2 protein-coding genes are annotated in these 3,176 nt (G+C 70.0%); one reads left to right on the forward strand and one right to left on the reverse strand.

The genetic code is table 11. From position 1 onward, the window contains the following. Window positions 1-57 precede the first annotated feature (57 nt). Window positions 58-1,674 (reverse strand): APC family permease, encoded by a 1,617-nt coding sequence (locus tag ACFWOG_RS38590; RefSeq protein WP_380364207.1) that lies wholly within the window; start codon window positions 1,672-1,674, stop codon window positions 58-60. A 279-nt stretch (window positions 1,675-1,953) separates the two neighbouring features. On the opposite strand from ACFWOG_RS38590, the gene ACFWOG_RS38595 reads away from it, so the two are divergent. After that, window positions 1,954-3,075, forward strand: coding sequence for an iron-siderophore ABC transporter substrate-binding protein (locus ACFWOG_RS38595; RefSeq protein WP_355409170.1), 1,122 nt, complete (start codon window positions 1,954-1,956; stop codon window positions 3,073-3,075). Window positions 3,076-3,176: the final 101 nt, after the last annotated feature.

Here is a 3,176-nt window from a genome sequence, read left to right on the forward strand (position 1 = left end):
TCCTAGGACGGCCACCAGTCGAGACCTGCGAAGCGCTTCATGCGTTCGAGGATAGCGTCAGTCCTCCACGACGAGGGCGGGCGTGTCCTTGCGCAGCGTCTCGCCGCGGAAGAACTCCGGCCGGTACGCGCCGTACGAGAACATCAGCACCGCGCCGAGCAGCAGGATGCCGACGCCGATGACGAACACCGAGCCGATGCCGAACACGGCGCCGCTGCCGTACTCCGGGTCCCAGGCGTCGGTGAGGGTCTGCAGGAAGACGGCGGCGAGCAGCACGCCGCCGAGCAGCGGGGCGACCCCCTTGACCAGGAGGTCGCGCGGACCGTTGCGGAGCGAGCGGCGGAAGTACCAGACGCAGGCGAAGGCGGTCAGCGCGTAGTAGAAGCAGATCATCAGGCCGAGGGCCAGGATGGTGTCCTGGACGACGTTCTCGCTGATCACGCTCATGCCGACGTAGAAGGCGGCGGTGGCGACGCCGGCGGCGACCGTGGCGTAGCCGGGGGTGCGGAAGCGCGGGTGGACGGTGCCGAAGCGCGGCGGGACGGCCCGGTAGGCGCTCATGGCGAGCAGGGTGCGGGCGACCGGGATGAACGTGGTCTGCAGGCTCGCGGCCGCACTGGCGACGACGGCGAGGAACAGCAGGATGCTCCACGGCGAGCCGAGCACCGGGCGGGCCAGGGCGGCGAAGACGTTGTCGGCGGTGTCCGGGTTGCCCAGACCGGTACCGGCGGCGCCGACGCCGGCGAACATCTGGGAGGCGATCGCGACCAGCAGGTACGAGCCGACCAGGGTCACCATCGAGATCATCGCGGCCCGGCCCGGGGTCTTGGCGCTGCCGCTGGTCTCCTCGTTCATGGTGAGGCAGGTGTCCCAGCCCCAGTACATGAAGATCGACAGCGAGAGGCCCGCGGTGAACGCGCTGAACGAGCTCACTTCCAGCGGGTTGAGCCAGGAGGCGGAGAAGCCGATCGAGTCCGGCAGGTCACCGGCCGCGGCCTTGCCGACGGCGATGCCGGCGAAGAGGAGCAGCACCGCGAGCTGGAGGCCGACCAGGCTGTACTGGAACCACTTGGTGGCGGTCATGCCCCGGTAGCTCATCGCGGTGGCGGCGGCGATCAGGACGACCACCGTGAGCAGGTGGGCGGCCTTGTTGTCGTTCAGCTCCGCGACCGCGCTGTTGCCGGTCATCTCGCCGAGCATCAGGTAGAGGAAGTCGGTCGCCACGCCGGCCAGGTTGGAGAGCACGATGATGGTGGCCACCGTCAGGCCCCAGCCGGCCATCCAGCCGACCCGCGGGCCGAAGGCCTTGACCGTCCAGGTGAAGGACGTTCCGCAGTCCGGGAAGTCCTTGTTCAGCTCCTTGTACGCGAACGCGACGAGCAGCATCGGCAGGAAGCCGGCCAGGAACACCGCGGGCATCTGGACGCCGACGGCGGTCACGGTGGGACCGAGCGTCGCCGTGAGGCAGTAGACCGGGGCGACCGTCGAGATGCCCAGGACCACGCTGCCCAGCAGGCCGACCGAGTTGCCCCGTAGGCCCTTGTCCCCCGTTGCCCCCGCCGCCCCCGGGTCGGGGGCTCCACCACTGGCACCACTGACCGGGGCACCCTGCGGAGCGGTGGGCGCCGTTGCCCGTCCGCTGCTTCCGTGCTCTGAGAGCTGCTGATCGACCACCAGCGCACCCTAGGTGGGGGTACCGAAGGTTGAGTAGGCCAACCCCTGGTGATCTGAGCCACTCCCTTCGATTCACCAGGGCGTGGCATCCGATGCCGCCCGATACATGGGACACAGGGGCGTGTACCTTTATTTCTAAGGGTTGTTACCGAATTGATTTGCCTCTTATGTCACGGTTTGAGATGTTCTTCCGCCGCCCGAAAGGGGTTCGGGCGGGAGGAATCGGGGCCTTCGGATAGGTTTGCCTCACCTAATCCCCCGACCTCGAAGGAGCGCCGCGTGGCCCCCACCTCCGGCAACCAGACCGTCGTCCCCCGCCCCTCCCGCCGGAAGCTGCTCACCGTGGGCCTCACCGGCAGCGCCGTGCTCGGCCTCGGCGGGCTGCTCACCGCCTGCGGCAGCTCCGGGGGCTCCGGAGACGGCTCGGGCGGCGGCGCGGCAGGGGGCGGTGCGAAGCCGTCCGGCGGCTCCTCCCCGGACCAGAAGTCGGTCAAGCAGGGCGGCGACGACTACGCCACCGTGATCGAGAAGATGAAGAGCTTCGGCACCGACGCCGCCCCCGGCGTCTACCCGCGGACCGTCCGCCACGCGATGGGCGAGACGGTCGTCCCCGCCAAGCCCGTCCGGGTCGTCGTACTGGACACCGGCGAGCTCGACAACGTCGTCTCGCTCGGCATCCAGCCGGTCGGCGTGGTCCACACCGACGGTTCCAAGACCATGCCGTCCTACCTCAAGGCCAAGGCCGGCAGCCCCGCCGCCGTGGGCACCATCAACAGCCTCAACCTGGAGGCCATCGCCGAGCTCAAGCCCGACCTGATCCTCGGCAGCCAGCTGCGCGCCCAGGACCAGTACGCACAGCTCTCGAAGATCGCCCCGACCGTCTTCTCGCTGCGCCCCGGCTACCCCTGGAAGCAGAACTTCCTGCTCAACGCGAGCCCGTTCGGCCTGGAGGCGGAGGCCAGGGCCCAGCTGGACGCCTACCAGGCCGCCGCCGCCGCGATCGGCTCCGGTCTCGGCGACAAGCGGCCCACGATCACGCCGCTGCGCTTCATGCCGGGCAAGATCCGGCTGTACGCGGAGCTGTCCTTCATCGGCACCATCCTCGGTGACATCGGGCTGCCGCAGCCCGGGATCGAGCAGGTCAAGGAACTCGCGGTGGAGATCAGCCCCGAGCAGATCGACAAGGCCGACGCCGACTGGATCTTCTACGGCGTCTACGGCTCGCCCAGCTCCACCAACCAGGACGCGGTCCTCGGCGGCGCGCTCTGGAAGACCCTCGGCGCGGTCAAGTCCGGCCAGGCCCGGCCGGTCTCCGACGAGACCTGGTTCCTCGGCCTCGGTGTGGCCGCGGCCAACGTCGTCCTGACCGAGCTGAAGGGCTTCGTCGCACCCGGGGCCTGAACCCCGGACCCCGCCTCCGGCGGCCGACGGCAGGGGCCGGCCCCTGCCGTCCCGGCCCGTCCGACCGGCGCCTGACGTGCCGTCATGGTGCCGTGCGGGCG

The sequence above is a fragment of the Kitasatospora sp. NPDC058406 genome, assembly GCF_042722765.1.
Classification (GTDB): domain Bacteria; phylum Actinomycetota; class Actinomycetes; order Streptomycetales; family Streptomycetaceae; genus Kitasatospora.